The organism is Donghicola sp., from assembly GCF_025210255.1.
GTDB lineage: Bacteria > Pseudomonadota > Alphaproteobacteria > Rhodobacterales > Rhodobacteraceae > Donghicola > Donghicola eburneus.
This window is the reverse complement of record NZ_JAOARZ010000011.1, coordinates 182,006-202,678: the sequence shown is the minus strand read 5'-3', so window position 1 is coordinate 202,678 and position 20,673 is coordinate 182,006. Positions and strand designations below refer to the sequence as shown.

Here is a 20,673-nt window from a genome sequence, read left to right as displayed (position 1 = left end):
TACCTTATGGGGGCGATGATCTACGTAGCGGTAGACTTCCGCCCCCATGTCGTTTAAACGGGCGGCAAAGTTAGCGCTAACAAGCCCAAGGCTCGTCAGACCCGAGGAGGGAAACATGGTTTCACGCGTTATTCCGGTCGATTCTTTCGATCTCGTCATTTTTGGCGGCACCGGCGATCTGGCCCGCCGCAAAATCCTGCCCGGCCTCTTCCGCCGCTATGCCAGCGGCCAGATGCCCGACGAAGGCCGGATCATCGGCGCGGCCCGTTCTGACATGACCTGCGACGAGTTCCGCACCATGGTCAAAGAGGCCGTAGAAGAATTTGATCCCAAGTCGGCCAAAGATACCGAAAACCTTGAGAAGTTCTTGGAACGCGTTTTCTACGTGGCTGTCGATGCCATGGGCGACGGCGGGTGGAAAGAGTTGGGGGATTTGCTGCGCCCCGACATGATCCGCGCCTTCTATTTCTCGGTTGCACCCAGCCTGTTCGGCACCATCGCAGAGCGTCTGAAGACATTTGGCCTTGCCGATGACGATGCGCGCATCGTTGTGGAAAAACCGTTCGGCAAGGATTTGGAAACTGCTCGCGCGCTGAATAAATCGCTGGCAGAGCACTTCCACGAAGGTCAGATCTACCGTATCGACCACTACTTGGGTAAGGAAACCGTCCAGAACCTGATGGCTGTGCGCTTTGGCAACATGCTGTTCGAACCCCTCTGGAACAGCCAGTATGTCGACCACATCCAGATCACCGTGGCCGAGACGGTGGGCGTTGGTGGGCGTGGCAGCTATTACGACACCTCGGGTGCGATGCGGGACATGGTGCAGAACCATCTGATGCAGCTCTTGTGCCTGATCGCGATGGAACCGCCCGCCAAGTTTGATCCTGACGCCGTTCGCGACGAGAAGCTCAAAGTCATCCGCGCGCTGGATCCGGTCGAACCGCACCATATTGTGCGCGGCCAGTACAGTGCCTCGGAAAAATCCGCGAGTTATCGCGAAGACGTCGAAAATCCTCGCTCTTTCACCGAGAGCTTTGTCGCCATGCGCTGCGAAATCTCGAACTGGCGTTGGGCCGGGACCCCGTTCTACATGCGCACCGGCAAACGCCTTAAAGCCCGCACCAGTGAAATCGCTGTGGTCTTCAAGGATGCGCCGCACTCGATCTTTGGCGCCGAAGCAGGCGTGCACCGCAATGTGCTGACCATTCGCCTGCAACCGAACGAGGGCATGACCCTTGGCGTGACGATCAAGGAACCGGGGCCGGGCGGTATGCGTTTGGTGGACGTGCCTCTGGACATGACCTTTGCCGAGGCTCTGGGGCCGGACGCAGAGGAGGTGCCCGACGCATATGAACGCCTGATCATGGACGTGATCCGCGGCAACCAGACCCTGTTTATGCGCGGCGACGAAGTCGAGGCCGCGTGGGCTTGGACCGACCCGATCATCAACGGGTGGACCAACCGCAATGACGTTCCCAAACCCTACGATACTGGCAGCGCCGGACCGGATGATGCGTTGATGCTGATGCACCGCGACGGCCGCCGCTGGAGAGAGATCAAGGAATGAACTTTAACGAATATCCCGACCGCGAGATGATGATGATCGATCTCGCGAACATCATCGCCGGTGAACTGGGCGAGTCCCTGCGCACCGGTGATCGTGCCTCGCTTTGTGTGCCCGGTGGCACCACGCCCGGCCCGATCTTTGACGCCCTGAACGAAGTCGCACTGGACTGGGACCGTGTCGACGTTCTGCTGAACGACGAACGTTGGGTGCCCGAAGATCACGACCGCTCGAACACCCGCCTGTTGCGCCAGCGCTTGCTGATCAACAAGGCTGCGGCGGCGAAATACGTCCCCCTTTATGCGCCGACCGAAACGCCCGAGGAGTCGATGGAAGCGCTGGCCGCTGGGATCGAACCGTCGCTGCCCCTGTCGGTGTGTTTGCTTGGCATGGGCTCAGACATGCACACGGCGTCGCTGTTCCCCGGCGCGGATCGTTTGGAAGAGGCGCTGTCGCCCGACGCCCCGATCCTGCTGCCCATGCGTGCGCCCGGCGCGCCAGAGCCGCGCATCACACTGTCGGCCCGCGTGCTGCAGGATTCAACAAACCTTCACATCGTGATCACTGGCGCGGAAAAGCGCGAGGCACTAGAAAAAGCCCGTTCGCTCGAGCCGATGGAAGCGCCCGTCGCATCTGTCCTTGATCGGGCCCAAATTCATTGGACGGAGTAATTTTATATGTGGACTGACCTCAAGGCGCATTACGCCCGCACCGAGGGCCGCAACATCTTGGACCTGTTTGCCGAGGGCGATCGTTTCGGCGATTTCTCGGCGGCGCTCGGGGACATGCTGTTTGACTACTCGAAGACCAACATTGACGCGGAAACCCGCGCATCCCTGATCGCGCTGGCGGAAACCGCAGGCGTTGCGACCCGCCGTGACGCCATGTTCGCAGGCGAAAAGATCAACGAAACCGAGGGCCGCTCTGTTCTGCACACCGCTCTGCGCAACCTGAACGGTCGCAAGGTCGAGGTCGACGGTCAGGACGTCATGCCAGAGGTTCTGGACACTCTGAGCCGCATGGAAGCCTTCGCCACCGCAGTCCGCGACGGCAGCTACTCTGCACAGGGCGGCAAGATCACCGACGTGATCAACATCGGCATCGGCGGCTCGGACCTTGGGCCTGCGATGGCCTACCGCGCGCTATCGCCCTACGCCGATGGTCCTGCCTGCCACTACGTGTCGAACGTGGACGGCGCGGACATCCACGAGGTTCTGAAGAAGTGCGATCCGACCACCACGCTGGTGATCGTGGCGTCCAAAACTTTCACCACCATCGAGACGATGACCAACGCTGAAACCGCCCGCAAGTGGATGGCAGAGCAGGTCTCGGACACCGGCGCACAATTCGCGGCCCTCAGTTCGGCTGATGACAAGGCCGCCGAGTGGGGCATCGCCGCAGAGCGCGTTTTCGGCTTCGAAGACTGGGTTGGTGGCCGCTACTCCATGTGGGGCCCTATCGGACTGTCGGTCATGATCGCAATCGGAGCAGACGATTTCCGCGCCTTCCTTCAGGGCGGCGACGCGATGGATACGCATTTCCTGACCGCCGATTTCTCGGAAAATCTGCCCGTCCTGCTGGCTCTGGTCGGCATCTGGCACCACCAATTAAACGGTCACGGCACCCGCGCGGTTCTGCCCTATGACAACCGTCTGGGTCGACTGCCCGCGTATTTCCAACAGCTGGAAATGGAGTCGAACGGCAAATCGGTGTCCATGGACGGCTCTGACCTGACCAACCAAGCCGGTCCCATTGTTTGGGGCGAACCCGGCACCAACGGCCAGCACGCTTTCTACCAGCTGATCCATCAGGGCACCCAAGTGGTCCCCGTGGAATTCATGGTCGCCGCCAAAGGCCACGAAGAGGATCTGGCGCACCACCACAAACTGCTGGTCGCCAACTGCTTCGCTCAATCCGAAGCGCTGCTGCGCGGCCGCTCGCTGGATGAATGCCGCGAACGGATGGCCGCCAAGGGTCTGACCGGCGAAGAGCTGGAACGCCAAGCGCGTCACCGCGTTTTCTCGGGCAACCGCCCGTCGACCACGCTGATCTACCCTAAAATGACGCCTTACGTCCTCGGCCAGATCATCGCGCTCTACGAGCACCGCGTCTTTGTCGAAGGCACGATCCTCGGCATCAACTCCTACGACCAGTGGGGCGTGGAACTGGGCAAAGAGCTGGCGCTCGCGCTCGAACCCATTCTCTCGGGCGATCAGGACGGCGCAGGCAAAGACGGCTCGACCCTCGGCCTCGTGAACTACGTCCAGAACGCCTAAGCCGAACCCATAAAATCATCAAAGGCACGCCCTCGACCGGCGTGCCTTTTTGCTTTCATCTTGGCGAAATTACCCTCGGGGGTGAATTGGCGCCCCGCGCCAAGCGGGGGCAGACAGCCCCCATTCCGCCTCAGCCCGCAGTCGCGCCGTCAACCTCGATGAACCGTTGCTTCAATGCGTCGGGCAAGGCCATTTTCTCTGGCGCATCGGGCTGGAGCATGACGATGACTGCTTGCCCTGTCACCCGCAGATCGCCCGAATACACCGCATATTCCTGCCTGAAACTCGTATTTCGGAACGACGCGGTTCGTGCGGCCACCACATAGTCTTCGTTCATGAACATTTCTTTGTGGTACTCGACCGCCAGTGATTTCAGCACCACGCGCGGCTCGCCAGCCTGAAACTTCAAGATGTCCCAAGCCTGAAAATACTGGACGCGAATATTCTCGAACCACTTCAGATAGACCGCGTTGTTCACGTGGCTGTTGGTATCCAGATCGCCGTAGTGCACGCGATCCGCGATGCCAAAGGGCCAAGAGTCCGGCACATTTTGCGCGCGCAAATCCTCGCGCATGAGAGGAGTGTGATAAATCAATGTCATACGCACAGTGGTAAAACCCAATGCCGTCCCTCGCAATATGCTTGGCATGGGATGTGACGCATGGTAACTCGGCCCCATGAAACAGAGCGCAATCATTACTATTATTTGTTCGATCTGCTGAGACACTGTCCGGCGGGCCGTTTCGCGCTTTCTTCCGAAAACCCGTAATGCTATTCCCGCCGCGACCCATTCAAGACACCTTGGGGCGAGGACCAGGCATGACCCAGATTACACTCCACAACACGATGTCGCGGCAGCGGGAGATTTTTCAGCCAATCGACCCCAAGAACGTGCGGATGTATGTCTGTGGACCGACCGTCTACGACCGCGCGCATCTTGGGAACGCGCGGCCGGTGGTGGTTTTTGACCTGCTGTTCCGCCTGCTGCGCCATGTGTATGGCGCCGATCACGTCACCTATGTGCGGAACTTTACTGACGTCGATGACAAGATCAACGCCCGCGCCGCTGAAACCGGTCGCGATATCCGCGAGATCACCGACGAGACGATTCAGTGGTTCCTTGATGACATGGGCGCCTTGGGCGCGATGGAGCCGACGCAGGCCCCCCGCGCCACGGAGTACATCGGCGAGATGATCGCCATGATCGAAGGGCTGATTTCCCGCGGCCACGCCTATGCCGCCGAAGGGCACGTTCTGTTTGCGGTGGACAGCTGGAAAGAGGGTTACGGCAAGCTTTCGGGCCGTTCGGTCGATGACATGATCGCCGGTGCCCGCGTTGAAGTGGCGCCCTACAAGCGCAACCCGATGGATTTTGTGCTGTGGAAGCCATCCGGCGATGATCTGCCCGGCTGGGACAGCCCTTGGGGCCGCGGTCGTCCTGGTTGGCACATCGAATGCTCGGCCATGAGCGATGCGCTTCTTGGCGCATCCTTTGACATCCACGGGGGCGGCAACGATCTGATGTTCCCGCACCACGAGAACGAGATTGCCCAAAGCTGCTGCGCGAACCCCGAAGGTGGCTTTGCCAAGGTTTGGCTGCACAACGAAATGCTGCAGGTCGAGGGCAAGAAGATGTCCAAGTCCTTGGGCAACTTCTTTACCGTGCAGGACCTGTTCCAGCAGGGCTGGCCGGGCGAGGTGATCCGTTTGGTCTTCCTGCAGACCCATTACCGAAAGCCGATGGACTGGACCGAAGCCAAAGCGAGCGCTGCACGCGATACGCTGAAGAAGTGGCGCAAGATGACCGATGGCGTTATTGCTGGCGACGTTTCCACTGCGGTTGTCGAGGCCGTGGCGAGCGACCTGAACAGCGCGGGCGCGGTGGCCGAGCTTCACAAGCTGGCGAGTGCTGGTGATGCGGGCGCTTTGCTCGCGTCGGCTCAGTTCTTGGGGCTGCTGACGCCCGAGATGGGCACTTGGGCGGATGAACCCGAAGCAGGAGCGGACCTGCTTGCGCCTTTGGCCGAGAAGCTGGCGGCGGTGCGTGCAACAGCGATGGAGACCAAGGATTTCAGCGAAGTGGATCGGTTGAAGACCGCGCTACTGGACGCCGGTGTCGAAGTGCGCATGTCGAAAGCTGGTGTTGAACTCTCGTCCAAGGACGGGTTCGATGCGGCCAAGTTGGAAGGCCTGTAACGCAATGCGCCTGTGGCAACTGACGGACGGGGGGCTGTCTGCCCCCCGCGCCCCCCGAGGGTATTTGGACCAAGATGAAGGACAGGTGGTGTGATGAAAGAAAAGCTGTACCTGTATGACACCACACTGCGCGATGGGCAGCAGACGCAGGGCGTTCAGTTTTCGACGCCTGAGAAGCACCAGATCGCAGACGCTTTGGACCGGTTGGGGGTGGATTACATTGAGGGCGGGTGGCCGGGCGCAAACCCGACGGACTCCGCCTTTTTCGAGGAGGTGCCCGAGACCAAGGCTGTGTTTACCGCCTTTGGGATGACCAAGCGGGCAGGGCGCTCTGCCGCGAATGACGAAGTTTTGGCGGCGGTTCTGAATGCGGACACGCCTGCGGTCTGTCTGGTGGGCAAGACACATGATTTCCACGTGACCTGTGCGCTCGGCATCACGCTGGAAGAGAACCTCGAGAATATCCGCGAGTCTGTGGCGCATATCGTGGCGCAGGGGCGCGAGGCGCTGTTTGATGCCGAACATTTCTTTGACGGGTATCGGGCGAACCCTGCGTACGCGTTGGAGGCCGTGAAGGCGGCTTATGAGGCGGGCGCGCGCTGGGTGGTCCTGTGTGATACCAATGGCGGCGCGCAGCCGACTGTCATTGCGGATGTTGTTCGAGCGGTCATTGCTGCTGGCATACCTGGTGATCATTTGGGCATCCATTGCCACAACGACACCGAACAAGCGGTCGCAGGGTCTTTGGCAGCTGTGCTAGCAGGCGCTCGTCAGATTCAGGGGACGTTGAATGGCCTTGGTGAGCGCTGTGGCAACGCCAACCTGACCACGTTGATCCCGACGTTGAAGCTGAAAGAGCCTTTTGCCAGCCAGTTCGAGACTGGCGTGAGTGATGAGGCGCTTGAAGGGATGCTGTCGATCAGCCGGATGCTGGACGATATCTTGAACCGCGTGCCGTTCCGTCAGGCGCCCTATGTGGGGGCCAGCGCCTTTGCTCACAAGGCCGGATTGCACGCCAGCGCGATCCTGAAGGACCCGACCACCTACGAGCATATTGAGCCGTCCAAGGTCGGCAATGCGCGCATTATTCCCATGTCCAATCAGGCGGGCCAGTCGAACCTGCGCAAGCGCTTGACCGAGGCGGGGCTGAAGATCGAGGCCGGTGATCCCGTGCTGGGACAGATACTAGAGGATGTGAAGGCGCGGGAATCGCAGGGCTATTCCTATGACGGCGCGCAGGCGAGCTTTGAACTGCTCGCGCGGCGAGCCATGGGGCAGTGTCCCGAATTCTTTGAAGTGAAGCGCTATCGCGTCACTATCGAGCGCCGCAAGAACAAGCACAATCAGATGGTCAGCTTGTCCGAGGCCGTTGTGGTCGTGAAAGTGGACGGTGAAAAGAAACTGTCAGTCAGCGAAAGCATGGACGCATGCGGCACAGACCGCGGTCCTGTGAACGCCCTGGCGAAAGCTTTGGCCAAAGATTTGGGCCGGTATAGCGACCTGATCGAAGATATGAAGCTGGTCGATTTCAAGGTTCGGATCACACAGGGGGGCACCGAAGCCGTGACCCGTGTCATCATCGACAGCGAGGATGGTAAAGGACGCCGCTGGTCCACAGTTGGGGTCAGCGCGAACATCGTGGATGCGAGTTTCGAGGCGCTGCTGGATGCGATCGTTTGGAAGTTGATCCGCGATGGGGCCAAAGCCTGATGAGCATCAACGCCTGTGCCAAGATCGTACATGACGCAGATCCTGACCGCTTTCTGGCGATCATGGCCGCGCCTGTCTCGGCGCGGCGGGTGCTGTTTCCGCTCTATGCGTTCAATGTCGAGATCAGCCGTGCCCCTTGGGTCACCAAGGAGACGATGATCGCTGAAATGCGGGTGCAGTGGTGGCGTGACGCTTTGGCCGAGGTGGCCGAAGGACGCGGTCGGCGCCACGAGGTTGTCGATGCGCTCGGAGAGGTGCTGGATGCCGAAGGCGCGCGCCTGCTGGACGGATGTTGCGAGATGCGGCGTTGGGACATCTACACCGACCCGTTCGAGGATGAAGAGCACTTCGACAGCTATATTGAAGAGACCTCGGCGACCTTGATGTGGGTGGCAGCGCGGGCTCTGGGCTCGACCGAAGAGGCCGCCGTGCGCAAGCGCGGATATGCGGCAGGGGTTGCCAATTGGCTGGTGGCCGTGCCCGAACTGGCAGCGCGCAATCGTATCCCCTTGCTCGATGGGCGGCCTGAGGGTCTGAAAGGACTGGCGCGCAAGGCGTTAACTGCGTTGGCAGAGGGGAAGATCGACAAGGCGGCGCGTCCGGCAACGCTCATTGGATTTCAGACGAGGGACATCTTGCAACAGGCGCTGGACAATCCGCTAAGGGTTGGGGATGGCGCTCTGGGATTAAGTCCCATCCGCAAGCGGTTGTTATTGATGAAACAATCTGCTTTTGGATGAGCTTGTCGAACCCCGCCTTAGTTGGCGGGGTTTTCTTTTGGCTTCAGCACCAGCCAGATCAGCGCACCGCCGGCCAGCATCAGGAACGGCGCCATAGCCATGTTGACGGCGGTCCAGCCTTCGACGGCCGTCCCGCCGGAGCAATTCATCAAACCGCCCGAGGCCAGCGAGGCCAAGGTCACACCACCGAACACCAGCATATCGTTCATGCCCTGCACAACGCCGCGCTCTTCGGGGCGGTGGGCGCTTGCCAGCATAGTGGTCGCGCCGATGAAGCCAAAGTTCCAGCCGATCCCAAGGAGGACCAGAGCGATAAAGAAGTTCTCGATTTCGACCCCCTGCAACGCGACAACACCCGCTACAGCGAGGATCAAGAGACCCAAGGAGACGACTTTTTCGACACCGAATTTTGCGATCAAATGGCCGGTGAAAAAGGATGGAACAAACATCGCCAGCACGTGGCCCATCACGATATCGGCAGCATCTGCTTTTTCGTAGCCACAACCAACGACGGCCAATGGGGTCGATGTCATGACCAAATTCATCAGCGCATAGCTCACCATGCCACAGATGATTGCCACCACCACGCGGGGCTCGCGCAGAATCTCGCGGCGCGAGCGTGCGGCGGGGGCATCCTCGGCCGGAACAGGTGGGCGTGGGATGTCGAGCGCCAAAAACAGTAGCATCCCCAACACGTTGATGGCGATCACGGCCATATAGGTCCCGATGAACGGGATCACTGAATAATCAACGGTCCATTTCACCAGTTGCGGGCCGATGATGGCCGAGGCAAGGCCACCAGCCAGCACATAGGAAATTGCCTTGGGACGGAACTCTTCGGACGCGGTATCGGCGGCGGCAAAACGGTAAAAACCCTGCGCACACATATAGATACCGGTCAGGTAGCTGCCCAGAAGGAAGAGCCAGAAATTCGCGTAGATCAGCGCGGTCACGGCGGTGAAGCTTCCAAGGAGACCGCCAGCGGCACCCAGAATGAACCCCGCTTTGCGCCCATAGCGCTGCATTACGTTTGACAGCCATGGGGCAGTGGTCATGGAGCCAAAAACAATCATCGAGATTGGCAGTGTGGCAAAGCAGGGGTTCGGCGCCAGTTGTTGACCGGCGAGACCGCCGATCACGAATATCATACTCATCTGGCTGCCAAGGATCGCCTGAGCGGCGGACAGGACAGCGACATTGCGCTTGGCGCGTTTGTGATCATATGCGGTCGTCATAGGCGCTAGGCGTAGAACTTTGTTGCGATTGCGTCCAGAGCACTTGTGACGCACTGTGCGACCATGGACGAACGGATCATCATCAGCGACGCCTGCGTCGCCGAAGGCGCGGCTTGGCTGGCAACGACAGACCCAAGATTTGCAGCCGCTTTGGAGGCAACCGGTCCGTTGCCCCTGCGCCGGCGCAAGGACGGTTTTGAACAGTTGCTGAGCGCAATCGTCAGCCAGCAAGTCAGCGTCGCAGCCGCGAATGCGATCTGGAATCGGTTGCGCGCTGCGAAACTGACCGGCCCGCGAAAAGTCATGTGGGCGACCGAAGAAGAGTTGCGCGCTTGCGGTATGTCGCGACAGAAGATCAAGTACGCCAAAGCCTTGGCCGAGGCGCGAATTGATTTCAAGGCGCTGCGCGACGCTTCGACAGATCAGGTTGTTGCGACCCTGACGCAAGTCAGCGGCATTGGCGTCTGGACCGCCGAGATTTACGCAATGTTCAGTCTGGGGCGCGCGGATGTCTTTGCCCCCGGTGATCTGGCCCTCCAAGAAGGCGCCCGCATTCTGTTTGATCTGCCCGAACGGCCCAAAGAAAAAGCCCTGCGCTTGATGGCCGAAGACTGGAGCCCGTGGCGGGCTGTTGCGGCGCGGCTTCTGTGGGCTTACTACCATGTGGCAAAGGACAGGGAAGGGATCAGATGACTCGCGTTCTACAGTCGGACCGCCGCGAGGCGGCCTCGGGGCAAACCCGCTCGGTAATCGTATTTTTGCATGGCTACGGCGCGAATGGCGCGGACTTGATGGGTTTGGCCGATCCGCTGGCCGAACATCTGCCTGACACCACGTTCTATGCGCCCGACGCCCCTGAAAATTGCGCTGGCGCACCGATGGGCTATCAGTGGTTCCCGATCCCGTGGATCGACAATTCGTCTGAGGAAGAGGCAGAGCGCGGGATGCGCGCCGCTGTTGAAGACCTGAACGCCTATTTGATGGGCATTCTGGACGACGAAGACATTCTGCCCGAACAACTTGTGCTGATCGGTTTCTCTCAGGGCACGATGATGGCACTCCACGTCGCGCCCCGTTTCGAAGAGGCGATCGGAGGCGTGATCGGGTTCTCGGGCCGTTTGCTGGTTCCCGAACTGCTGAAAGACGAGGCGAAATCCTATCCGTCGATCCTGCTGCTGCACGGCGATCAGGACGACGTGGTGCCGCCGCAAAGCCTTCCCGAAGCCGTCGAGGCACTGCAAGCGGCTGATTTCAAAGAGGTTTACGCCCACGTTATGAAAGGCACCGCGCACGGCATTTCGCCAGAGGGCCTTGGTGTTGCCTTGGCGTTCATGCGCGACAAGCTGGGGATGTAAGCCTGCCCGATTTGGATGCGGGGCAGTCCGCCCCGTCACCAATCTGTCACGAAATCTGACTAAAACCGTGAACAACACGCCATATCAAGAGGCTTGCCAGAGGTAAGCCGCGATATATAGTGTTAGGTATACGGGGCGGGTTGTCCCGCCTCGGGTCAGTTAGACAGACGGGGCAAAGAGGCTTTTTCCATGGACGGTGACTTTAGGACTGAATTCGTAAGAGAACCTGGCGCATTGAAACATCACCCGGCGCTGGTGCTAAATGCGGACTATCGTCCATTGTCCTACTATCCCTTGTCGCTTTGGCCTTGGCAGGAGGCGATCAAGGCGGTCTGGCTCGATAGAGTCGACATCGTTGCCGAATACGACACCACGGTCCGAAGCCAGAAAATGGAAGTCCGGATACCTTCGGTCGTTGTCCTCAAAGATTTTGTAAAACCTCAAAAGCGCGTGGCCTTCACGCGCTTTAATCTTTTTCTACGGGACGAATTTTGCTGCCAATACTGCGGCGGACGGGGCGATCTGACCTTTGATCACGTGATCCCGCGCGCACGAGGCGGCATAACCAGTTGGGAAAATGTCGTGGCAGCCTGTTCACGCTGCAATCTGCGCAAGGGGTCCAAATCCTTGCGCCAAGCCAACATGCACCTGCGCAAACCGCCAAAGCAGCCCTCAGCCGAAGAGTTGCAATCGGTGGGGCGTAAGTTCCCCCCAAATCATCTGCACGTCAGCTGGATGGACTACCTGTACTGGGACGCTGAATTGCAGGCTTAACTGCTATAGGCGCGCGTCGGACGATCGAACACACGGCGCCCCAGCGCAGACGCCGCAAGGTCCACCATCAATTGCGCGGTGCGTCCGCGTTCATCTAGGAACGGGTTCAGCTCGACCAGATCGAGCGAGGTCATGAGCCCACTGTCTGCGATCAGCTCCATGCACAGGTGCCCTTCGCGCACTGTCGCGCCGCCGGGAACGGTCGTGCCGACCGCAGGCGCTGCAGAGGGGTCTAGGAAGTCCACATCCAGCGACACGTGTAGATTGCCGCCAGCGTCCGCCACATCCTTGAGAAAGCGTCGCAGCAGCACAGAAATGCCGTTTTCATCAATCTCGCGCATATCGTGGTAGCGAATGTCGCTGTCTTCGAGCATCCCGCGCTCGGCCTCGTCCACAGAGCGCAGGCCGATGATGCAAATGTTCTGTTCGGGAACGGGATTGGGAACAGCGGGGAAGCCCTCGAACCCGTCGCGGCCTGTGATGTAGGCCAGAGGCGTGCCGTGTAGGTTCCCGCTCTCGGTGGTCATCAGCGTGTGGAAATCGGAATGGGCATCAAGCCAAAGAACGAACTGGGGCTTGTCGGTTGCGGTAGCGACGCCAGTGACCGAGCCCAGTGACAGGCTGTGATCGCCGCCCAAAAAGATCGGCAAGCGTCCTGCTTGCATGGCGTTGCGTCCCGCGCGGTGCAGGGACTGGGTCCATCCGACGGTTTCGGCCAACGAATGTACAGCGGGATTGGCGCAGTCTGGATCGGCCACCATATCGGGCGTCAGATTGCCCACATCGGTCACGCTATGGCCAAGCCGCCGCAGCGCGCGCGCCAGATTGGCTGTGCGATACGCATCGGGGCCCATGAGGCAGCCTTTGCCTTTTTTGCCGCTGTCGACGGGGGCTCCGATCAGTTCGATATCCATGCGCTCAAATCCTTTTGGTCCAATTCCGGCCAGCGGGGCCGTCCTAACAGGAGGTGGGCCGCCGCGCCGGATTCGCAAGACCAACTGTACGAACGGGGCAGGTCCGCTGGCAACAACCCGCGCGAAGTCACCCTGATGCAAAAGAAAATCCCGATGATGTTGCCATCACCGGGATCTCTGAATTCCGCCGATGCAGCCGCAATCAGGGGATGATGCGGGTGTACTTGGACCCTTCGAGGGTGGCCCCAACGCGCAGACCGGTCTGGCCAAAGACAACAGCGACGACGGGCGCCAGCGATGTTGTTGTCTCGGCGCGGATCTTCTCGCCTTTGTCGGCCAGAGCATATTCGACGTTCGCGCCCGCAGCCCAACCGCTGGAGCGACGGAAATCCGCCAGTGCATCGGGGGTCATGAAGAACAGAACGTGCGCATACTGCTGCGCGCCGATCTGGAAACCGACAGTGCCCTTGGTCGAGGCATAATAATCGACGGTCGCGTTGTTGATGCGCAGGGCGCCGCGGCCATAGGCCCCGCCAAAGCCAAGGCCGGCTTCGGTCACCAGCGGCATGACCAGCATACCAACCGATTTATCGGCCAGCTCGCGGGTGCCGGGGTAATTGTTGAACATGTAGCTCAATGTGCTGTCGACGCGGGCGTCGATGATCTGAGCGCCCTGCGAATTCACGCCATTGCCGCACGCAGCGACCAGCGGAAGCGCGCCCAAACCGGCGACGGTAAAGAAACGACGGCTAATGTCTGTCATGGTTTTGCCTGTCCTCTAACGGGGTATTCCCGGTTGTTATGGCGCAACTATAGGCTTGTCGACCGATTATGTCACCCGACAAGCGCGTGTTTGCCCTGAAATGGGACCTTAGGCGCCGATGATCTTGGCCGCAGCGGGGGCAAAGTAGGTCAGAACGCCATTACAGCCCGCGCGCTTGAAGCACATCAGGCTCTCCATCATGGCGCGTTCGCCGTCGATCCAGCCGTTCTGGGCCGCGGCCTGCATCATCGCGTATTCGCCGCTGACCTGATAGGCGTAGACAGGCACACCGAATTCGTCCTGCGCGCGGCGGCAGATGTCCAGATAGGGCATGCCGGGCTTGACCATGACCATATCCGCGCCTTCGTCCAGATCGCGGGCGATGCAGCGCATGGCCTCATCCGTATTGGCCGGATCAAGCTGGTAGGTCTTCTTATCACCCTTCAGAACGCCAGAGGCACCGACCGCGTCCCGGAACGGCCCGTAAAAGGCGCTGGCGTATTTGGCGCTGTAGCTCAGGATCGCGACGTTGATGTGGCCCGCATGTTCCAGCGCCTGACGCATGTCACCGATCCGCCCGTCCATCATATCCGACGGCCCAATGATGTCCGCGCCAGCTTCGGCCTGTGACAGCGCCTGTTTGACCAGCGCTTCGACCGTTTCGTCATTCACCACATAGCCATCGACCAGGAACCCGTCCTGACCCGTGATGTTGTAGGGGTCCAGTGCCACGTCGGTCATGACGGCCATGTCCGGCAGTGCCGCCTTGATCGCGCGGGTGGCAGTGTTGGACAGGTTGTCGGGGTTCCATGCCTCGGCGCAGTCCAGCGTTTTCTTGGCCGGATCGGTATAGGGGAACAGACAGATTGTGCTCACGCCCAGATCAAACGCCTCTTTGGCGGCCTCGACGATATTGTCCACGCTGCGGCGGTACACACCGGGCATCGAGGGCACGGGCTCTTCGACCCCTTGGCCATCGCGAACAAAGACCGGCCAGATCAGGTCATCCACGCTCAGGTTGTTCTCGCGGACCAAACCGCGCAGGGCAGGGGTACGGCGCACGCGGCGCGGACGGCCGGCAGGAAAAGCAGCAGGAGCATAGGGCATGATCGGACCTCCAAAGGTTTTTTGATGGGTGCCACGGATTTGCAGTCACCTCAAGTCTGGGCATTACGGTTCAACCGCGCTATGTCCCGTTCCTGACATCATTTTCAGGAGAGTGCCTTGGACCTTGGCGGGCGTATCTTTGAACTGATCGACATGCGGTCATTCTCCAATCTGTGGTACTGGATTGTGCTGGCGGCCATGTGGTCGTCCCTGAGCCATTTTGTGCTCGGTGTGCCCTATGACATGGTCGGACGGGCACGGAAGAATGCCGGACAGGAAATGGCCGATCTGAACGCTCTGGTCCACATCAAGGCGCGGCGCATGCTGATGGTCTATGACCGTGCAGGTACATGGATTGTGGCAGGTTTGTCCTTTACGCTCAGTATGCTGCTGTTTCTGGGCTTCTGGTTCGGACTGGAGTTTGCGCAGGCGGTTTTCCTGCTGATGGCCCCCGCGATGATCGTCACGTTTCTGCGGATGCAATTCGCCGGTCGGATCATCGACAACACGATCCAAGGCACCGCCCTGTGCGATGCCATCACCCGCAACCGGTTCTACACCCAACTGATTGGGATGATCTCGGTATTCGTGACCTCGCTCTGGGGCATGTACCAGAACCTCAGCCTCGGAGTATTCGGTTAAGCCATGGTAACTTGGAACGCTCAACACCTGACCGTGGGCGGCGCGCCCGAAGGCTATGACGCCCGCCTCATCCTGTCCGAGATGGAGCGCAGCAAAGCGCCCGTCCTGCACGTGGCCCGCGACGACAAACGCATGCAGGCCATGCGGGACGCACTGAAATTCTTTGCGCCCGATATGCCTGTCTTTACGTTTCCGGGGTGGGACTGTCTGCCGTTTGACCGCGTGTCACCGAACCCCGACATCACCGCTGCGCGCATGGCCTTGCTGGCCGCGCTGGTCCACGGGATGCCTGAAAAGTACGTTCTGCTGACAACGTTGAACGCTGCGACCCAGCGGGTGCCTGCGCGAGATACCCTGCGTGGCGCGTCGTTTATCGCGTCAGTCGGCAGCCGCGTGGACGAAAAAGAGCTGCGGAATTTCCTTGTGCGGATGGGCTTCAGCCAGAGCCCCACGGTGATGGAGCCCGGCGACTACGCCATCCGCGGCGGCATCATCGACATCTTCCCGCCCGGTGATACGGGGCCTGTCCGTCTGGACTTCTTTGGCGACACGCTCGATGGTATCCGCCGGTTCGATCCGGTCAGCCAGCGGACTACGGACAAGCTCGACATCATCGAACTTGCCCCTGTGTCAGAGGTCATTCTCGAAGACACCGCCATCACCCGTTTCCGCCAGAACTACCGCATCGAATTTGGCGCGGCGGGCAGCGACGACCCTCTGTACGAGGCTGTCAGCGCGGGCCGCAAACAGCAGGGCATGGAGCATTGGCTCCCGTTCTTCCACGAGCGGCTGGAAACCCTGTTCGACTTTGCCCCCGATGCGGTGATTACCCTGGACGAGGCGATGACCGCCGCCCGTCTGTCCCGTTGGGAGGGCATCGCGGACCAGTACGAAACCCGCCAGCACGCCCTGCAAACCAGCAAAAAGGGCGACACCCCCTACAAACCCGCGCCGCCTGAACTGCTCTATCTGACTGATGAGGCGTGGAACGAGACGGTGAACAGCCGCCGTGTGATCCAGTTTAACCCCTTGCCCCAAGCGACCGGCCCCAATGTGACCGACGCGGGCGGGCGGATCGGGCGGAACTTTAGCCCAGAGCGTCAGCAAGAAAGCGTCAGCCTGTTTGGTGCCCTTGCCGACCACATCAAGAAGAAGCTCGCCAAAGGCCCCGTGGTCATCGCCAGCTATTCCGAAGGCGCGCGTGAGCGTCTGACCGGCCTGATCGAGGACGAAGGTCTGGCCGAAGCGATCCCAATCATGGACGGCACCCGTATCGGCAAAACCGGCCTGCATCTGGCGGTCTGGTCGCTGGAGCACGGGTTCGAAGCGCCCATGGGCGACAAAGCCCTCACGGTGATCTCGGAACAGGACGTTCTGGGGGATCGCCTGATCCGCCAGCCCAAGAAACGTCGCAAGGCCGAGAACTTCCTGACCGAAGCGACTTCACTGACGCCGGGCGATCTGGTGGTGCACGTAGACCACGGCATCGGCCGCTATCAAGGGCTGGAGGTCGTGACAGCAGCAGGTGCGGCGCATGAATGCATCGTGCTGGAATACGCCGAGGCGGCGCGTCTTTATCTGCCTGTTGAGAACATCGAACTTCTGTCCCGCTATGGACATGACGAAGGGCTGTTGGACCGTCTGGGTGGCGGCGCATGGCAGGCCAAGAAAGCCCGCCTGAAAGAGCGCATCCGCGAGATGGCGGACAAGCTGATCCGCGTCGCGGCCGAACGCGCCCTTCGCAAAGGCCAGATGCTGGAGCCGCCAGCCCACGCGTGGGAAGAGTTCTGCGCGCGCTTCCCCTATCAGGAAACCGACGACCAGTTGCGCGCAATCAACGACGTGGTCGAGGATCTGACCAGCGGTACCCCAATGGACCGCCTGATCTGCGGGGATGTTGGCTTTGGCAAGACCGAGGTTGCCATGCGCGCGGCCTTTATCGCGGCCATGTCCGGCGTACAGGTGGCGGTCATCGCGCCGACCACGCTCTTGGCCCGTCAGCACGCCAAAGGCTTCCAAGAACGCTTCCGCGGCTTCCCGCTGGAGGTCCGCCAGCTGTCCCGTTTCGTCAGCGCCAAACAGGCGTCCGAAACCCGCAAGGGGTTGGCGGATGGCACTGTCGATATCGTTGTCGGCACCCATGCGGTTCTGGCCAAGACCATTAAATTCGACCGTCTGGGTTTGCTGATCATCGACGAAGAACAGCATTTCGGCGTGAACCATAAAGAGCGCCTGAAACAGCTGCGCTCGAACATCCACGTGTTGACCCTGACCGCGACGCCGATCCCACGCACTTTGCAATTGTCGCTGACCGGCGTGCGTGATCTATCGATCATCGGCACGCCTCCCGTCGACCGCCTATCGATCCGGACCTACGTCTCCGAGTTCGACAAGGTGACCATCCGAGAGGCGCTACTGCGAGAACACTATCGCGGCGGGCAGTCCTTCTTTGTCGTACCGCGCATCACCGATCTGGCCGAGATCGAGGAATTCCTGAAAGAGCAGGTCCCTGAAGTCAGCTATATCGTCGCCCACGGACAGATGGCGGCGGGCGAGCTCGACGACCGGATGAACGCCTTCTACGACGGGAAATACGATGTGCTGTTGGCGACAACGATTGTGGAGTCGGGCCTCGATATTCCCACCGCGAACACCATGGTCGTGCACCGCGCAGACATGTTTGGTCTGGCGCAGCTCTATCAGATCCGTGGCCGTGTGGGCCGCTCGAAAACCCGCGCCTATGCTTACCTGACCACCAAACCGCGGGCGAAACTGACCGCGACCGCGGAAAAGCGTCTGCGCGTGTTGGGGTCGCTGGATACCTTGGGTGCGGGCTTTACGCTGGCCTCTCAGGATCTGGACATTCGCGGAGCGGGCAACCTGCTCGGTGAAGAACAGTCCGGCCAGATGAAGGACGTGGGCTACGAGCTCTATCAATCCATGCTGGAAGAGGCGATCGCCAAGATCAAATCCGGCCAGATGGAAGGGCTTCTGGACGACACAGACGATCAGTGGGCGCCGCAGATCAATCTGGGTGTGCCCGTCCTGATCCCCGAGGATTATGTGCCCGATCTGGACGTACGCCTTGGCCTCTATCGTCGCCTGTCCGAACTGACCAAGAAGGTCGAGTTGGAAGGCTTTGCCGCCGAACTAATCGACCGTTTCGGCAAGCTGCCCAAAGAGGTGAACACGCTGCTGCTGATCGTTCGGATCAAAGCCATGTGCAAACGGGCAGGGATCGCGAAACTGGATGGCGGCCCCAAGGGCGCGACGATCCAGTTCCACAACGACAAATTCGCCTCACCCCAAGGTCTGGTAGAGTTCGTGCAGGCCGAAAAGGGCAAAGCCAAGATCAAGGACAACAAGATCGTCATCCTGCGGGACTGGTCGACCGAGGCGGACAAGATCAAGGGCGCATTCAACATCGCCAAAGCACTGGCCGAAAAAGTTGTCGAAGTTCAGAAACAGAAAAAGGCCGCCAAGTAAGGCGGCCTTTGGTCCTTTCAGTGAGCGGCCCGATCAGACGGTCGCAACAGCCTCGTACCGGCGGGAAATCCGCATGATCAGGTAGGCAAAGCCCGAACACAGGGCGACACCGATCAACAGCGGCATCGGCGTGCCGTCATAGGAATAGCCCACAGGCACCGCAATCAGCACCGCCAGAACAGTCGAGATCGCGCCAATGATCGCAGCAGCAAAGCCTGCAACGTGGCCCAAGGGTTCCATCGCCAGCGCGTTGATGTTGCCAAAAACCAGACCGATCATGAAGAACGAAATCGCCATATAACCGACGAAAACATAGAACTGGTATTCCGGTGCGACGAAGCCGCTTTCCAGCAGGATCATCGCGATGATCGAGGCAGCGCATTGCACTCCCAGAGCGGTCGTCGACAACAGGCGCATGCCAAGCGTCATCACCAAACGGGCGTTGGTAAAGGACGCAATCGCGGCAAAGGCCGCCACACCGGCAAACCAGATCGGGAACGTATCACCACGCTCGTAAGTGTCCGTGAACAGCTGCGGCGCGCTCGAGATAAACGAGAACATCTGGCCAAAGCCCAACGACAGGGCGGCGATGTACATCACGACCACGCGGTTGCCCAAAACCTCTCCCAGCGCGTAGCGGATCGCGCTCAGGCGCAGGGGACGGCGGTTCGCTTTGTCCAGCGTTTCGGGTTGGCGCAGCATCAGCCAGCCGCCCGAGAACAGCGCAAAAAACACAAACGCGACGAAAACACCACGCCAGCTGGAATACGCGATGATGACGGCGCCGATCGAGGGCGCCATCGCAGGCACCAAGATAAACACGGTCATGACAAAGGACATGATCCGCGCCATCTCGCGGCCTTTGTAGAGGTCGCGCACCATGGCAAGGCTAACCACACGCGGCGCCGATGCCCCAAGGCCCATCACGAAACGCGAGGCCAATAGGTGCTCCATATCATTGGTGCCAGCCGCATAAAGTGAGGCCAGCATGTAGATCCCGAGGCCCACGGCCACAGTGATCTTGCGTCCGAACCAGTCAGACAGAGGTCCGGCAAAGAACGTCCCGATGCCCATTCCCAGAACAAAGCTGGTGATGATCAACTGGGCACGGTTGACGTCGTCGGGGGTCATTTCCTGCGCGATCCGCGGGATGGCAGGCAGCATGGAGTCGATGGAGAAGGCAAGCGTGGCAAAGAGCATTGCCAGCATCCCCACGAATTCCGGAAACTTGAGTGGCTTCGTGGGGGCTTTGAACATGCGCTTAGGCTCCTACTAGTTCATCTATCACCTTGACCCATAGGTCTGACGGCTGCGCTCCGGGCACGGCATGTTGACCGGCCACCACAAAGGTCGGCACCGCCTGAACCCCCATCTCGCGGGCCATGGCGTCTTTCTGCAAAATTTCGTCTTTGTCGGCGTCACTCGCTAAAAGGCGCAGGATCAATGCTGCGTCCATACCGGCACCGTCGGCAATGTCGGCCAGAACTTCATGTTCCGAGATATCCCGACCCTCATTGAAGTATGCCCGAAACAGAGCCGTGGCAACCGGGGTCTGGCGGCCTTCGACCCCAGACCAGTGAATTAGTCTGTGCGCGTCGAGCGTATTAGGTGTGCGAGAAATAGAGGATAAATCCAAATCAAGCCCGATTTCTTCTGCGCGTTCAGAGACTTGCCCGTATGCTTTGACGGCGCCTTCCTTGCCGCCGAATTTCGCCTCTAGGTAAGCGCGTCTATCGACTCCCTCCGCTGGCATCTCGGGATTTAGTTGGAATGGCAACCATTCCAGATCAAAGGGATGCTTGGGGCGTTCCGCCAATGCGCGGGTCAATTCGGTGTAGCCGATGTAGCACCAAGGGCAGATCGGGTCGGAGAACAAATTCAATTTAACCATCGGGTGCCTTTCGGGGC

At 60.0% G+C, this 20,673-nt stretch carries 18 protein-coding genes; 11 read left to right on the top strand and 7 right to left on the bottom strand.

The features are described 5' to 3' along the window. Window positions 1–115 precede the first annotated feature (115 nt). The 3 genes from zwf to pgi are packed head-to-tail and all read left to right on the top strand — an operon-like array spanning window position 116 to window position 3,843. Window positions 116–1,570, top strand: a complete 1,455-nt coding sequence (gene zwf, locus N4A58_RS03540; RefSeq protein ID WP_293707890.1) for a glucose-6-phosphate dehydrogenase — start codon at window positions 116–118, stop codon at window positions 1,568–1,570. Continuing rightward, on the top strand, window positions 1,567–2,238 hold the full coding sequence (pgl, locus tag N4A58_RS03535; protein WP_293707888.1) for a 6-phosphogluconolactonase: 672 nt from the start codon (window positions 1,567–1,569) through the stop codon (window positions 2,236–2,238). Before zwf ends, pgl begins: the two co-directional genes overlap by 4 nt. A 6-nt stretch (window positions 2,239–2,244) precedes the next feature. Beyond that, window positions 2,245–3,843: a glucose-6-phosphate isomerase gene (pgi, locus tag N4A58_RS03530; RefSeq protein WP_293707886.1), complete on the top strand. Its 1,599-nt coding sequence runs from the start codon at window positions 2,245–2,247 to the stop codon at window positions 3,841–3,843. 130 nt (window positions 3,844–3,973) lie between these two features. Here pgi and N4A58_RS03525 read toward each other — a convergent pair whose 3' ends face one another. After that, window positions 3,974–4,444, bottom strand: a complete 471-nt coding sequence (locus tag N4A58_RS03525; RefSeq protein WP_293707884.1) for a thioesterase family protein — start codon at window positions 4,442–4,444, stop codon at window positions 3,974–3,976. A 218-nt stretch (window positions 4,445–4,662) separates the two neighbouring features. Here N4A58_RS03525 and cysS point away from each other — a divergent pair, with 218 nt between their 5' ends. From cysS to N4A58_RS03510, 3 genes are all read left to right on the top strand, one after another. Beyond that, complete coding sequence (gene cysS / locus N4A58_RS03520; RefSeq protein ID WP_293707882.1) at window positions 4,663–6,039, top strand: cysteine--tRNA ligase; 1,377 nt, start codon at window positions 4,663–4,665, stop codon at window positions 6,037–6,039. Window positions 6,040–6,129: 90 nt separating this feature from the next. Next, window positions 6,130–7,749 (top strand): citramalate synthase, encoded by a 1,620-nt coding sequence (gene cimA / locus N4A58_RS03515; protein WP_293707880.1) that lies wholly within the window; start codon window positions 6,130–6,132, stop codon window positions 7,747–7,749. Then, entirely contained in the window at window positions 7,749–8,489 is a 741-nt protein-coding gene (locus N4A58_RS03510) for a squalene/phytoene synthase family protein (protein WP_293707878.1), read from the top strand. The genes cimA and N4A58_RS03510 overlap by 1 nt, the downstream gene beginning before the upstream one ends. Window positions 8,490–8,506: 17 nt before the next feature. Here N4A58_RS03510 and N4A58_RS03505 read toward each other — a convergent pair whose 3' ends face one another. Next, a complete protein-coding gene (locus N4A58_RS03505; protein ID WP_293707876.1) occupies window positions 8,507–9,724 on the bottom strand; it encodes an MFS transporter in 1,218 nt (405 codons plus the stop codon). A gap of 63 nt (window positions 9,725–9,787) precedes the next feature. Here N4A58_RS03505 and N4A58_RS03500 point away from each other — a divergent pair, with 63 nt between their 5' ends. The 3 genes from N4A58_RS03500 to N4A58_RS03490 all read left to right on the top strand — a co-directional run bounded on the left by N4A58_RS03500 (window position 9,788) and on the right by N4A58_RS03490 (window position 11,853). Then, window positions 9,788–10,417 (top strand): DNA-3-methyladenine glycosylase 2 family protein, encoded by a 630-nt coding sequence (locus tag N4A58_RS03500; protein ID WP_293707874.1) that lies wholly within the window; start codon window positions 9,788–9,790, stop codon window positions 10,415–10,417. Then, window positions 10,414–11,079, top strand: a complete 666-nt coding sequence (locus N4A58_RS03495; protein WP_072706436.1) for an alpha/beta fold hydrolase — start codon at window positions 10,414–10,416, stop codon at window positions 11,077–11,079. The genes N4A58_RS03500 and N4A58_RS03495 overlap by 4 nt, the downstream gene beginning before the upstream one ends. A 189-nt stretch (window positions 11,080–11,268) precedes the next feature. Then, complete coding sequence (locus N4A58_RS03490) at window positions 11,269–11,853, top strand: HNH endonuclease (protein ID WP_072706437.1); 585 nt, start codon at window positions 11,269–11,271, stop codon at window positions 11,851–11,853. On the opposite strand, the gene rocF is transcribed toward N4A58_RS03490, so the two are convergent. The 3 genes from rocF to hemB form a co-directional block, all read right to left on the bottom strand. After that, window positions 11,850–12,767, bottom strand: coding sequence for an arginase (gene rocF / locus N4A58_RS03485; RefSeq protein ID WP_293707871.1), 918 nt, complete (start codon window positions 12,765–12,767; stop codon window positions 11,850–11,852). The two genes, N4A58_RS03490 and rocF, sit on opposite strands and share 4 nt — an antisense overlap. 202 nt (window positions 12,768–12,969) lie before the next feature. Continuing rightward, window positions 12,970–13,530 carry a YSC84-related protein gene (locus tag N4A58_RS03480; protein WP_072706439.1) on the bottom strand — a complete coding sequence of 187 codons (561 nt, stop codon included), beginning with the start codon at window positions 13,528–13,530 and terminating at the stop codon, window positions 12,970–12,972. A 108-nt stretch (window positions 13,531–13,638) separates the two neighbouring features. Beyond that, on the bottom strand, window positions 13,639–14,637 hold the full coding sequence (gene hemB / locus N4A58_RS03475) for a porphobilinogen synthase (protein WP_293707866.1): 999 nt from the start codon (window positions 14,635–14,637) through the stop codon (window positions 13,639–13,641). 117 nt (window positions 14,638–14,754) lie between these two features. Between hemB and N4A58_RS03470 the strand changes: the two genes are divergently transcribed. Both N4A58_RS03470 and mfd read left to right on the top strand, forming a co-directional pair. Then, window positions 14,755–15,279, top strand: a complete 525-nt coding sequence (locus tag N4A58_RS03470; protein ID WP_293707864.1) for a component of SufBCD complex — start codon at window positions 14,755–14,757, stop codon at window positions 15,277–15,279. Between the two features lie 3 nt (window positions 15,280–15,282). Then, on the top strand, window positions 15,283–18,765 hold the full coding sequence (gene mfd / locus N4A58_RS03465) for a transcription-repair coupling factor (protein ID WP_293707862.1): 3,483 nt from the start codon (window positions 15,283–15,285) through the stop codon (window positions 18,763–18,765). Window positions 18,766–18,798: 33 nt separating this feature from the next. Here the strand turns inward: mfd and N4A58_RS03460 are convergent, their stop codons facing one another. Together N4A58_RS03460 and N4A58_RS03455 are read right to left on the bottom strand one after the other, a co-directional pair. Next, window positions 18,799–20,022, bottom strand: a complete 1,224-nt coding sequence (locus N4A58_RS03460) for a multidrug effflux MFS transporter (protein ID WP_293707860.1) — start codon at window positions 20,020–20,022, stop codon at window positions 18,799–18,801. Between the two features lie 4 nt (window positions 20,023–20,026). Then, window positions 20,027–20,656 carry a DsbA family oxidoreductase gene (locus N4A58_RS03455; protein ID WP_293707858.1) on the bottom strand — a complete coding sequence of 210 codons (630 nt, stop codon included), beginning with the start codon at window positions 20,654–20,656 and terminating at the stop codon, window positions 20,027–20,029. Window positions 20,657–20,673 lie beyond the last annotated feature (17 nt).